Genomic DNA, 347 nt, shown 5'->3' with positions numbered 1-347 from the left:
ACCACCCTCACCGGCGAAGGACTCCAACACGCCGACGGACACTCCCCCATCCTGGCCTCCACCAACCCCGCCGTGCGCACCTACGACCCCGCCTACGGCTACGAAATCGGCCATATCATCCGCCACGGCCTCGAAACCATGTACGGCGAACACTCCGAGGATAAGAACGTGATGTTCTACCTCACCGTCTACAACGAACCCATCACCCAACCCGCCGAACCCGAAAACCTCGACACCAACGGACTCCTCAAAGGCATCTACAAACTCGCTGACGCCCCCCAAGGAGACACCAACCGGCCCACCGCACAAATCCTCGCCTCCGGCGTGTCCGTGCCCTGGGCCCTCGA

General features: G+C 62.5%; 1 pseudogene. It reads left to right on the top strand.

Annotation, left to right across the window (positions count from 1 at the left end):
* Window positions 1-347, top strand: a pseudogene (locus PQ627_RS19920) (pyruvate dehydrogenase (acetyl-transferring), homodimeric type); the annotation flags it as partial.

It is taken from the genome of Paenarthrobacter sp. AB444 (assembly GCF_028736865.1).
In the GTDB taxonomy this organism is placed as follows: domain Bacteria; phylum Actinomycetota; class Actinomycetes; order Actinomycetales; family Micrococcaceae; genus Arthrobacter; species Arthrobacter nicotinovorans_B.
The sequence above is the reverse complement of the archived record's forward strand: the minus strand, read 5'-3'. Positions and strand labels throughout refer to the sequence as shown.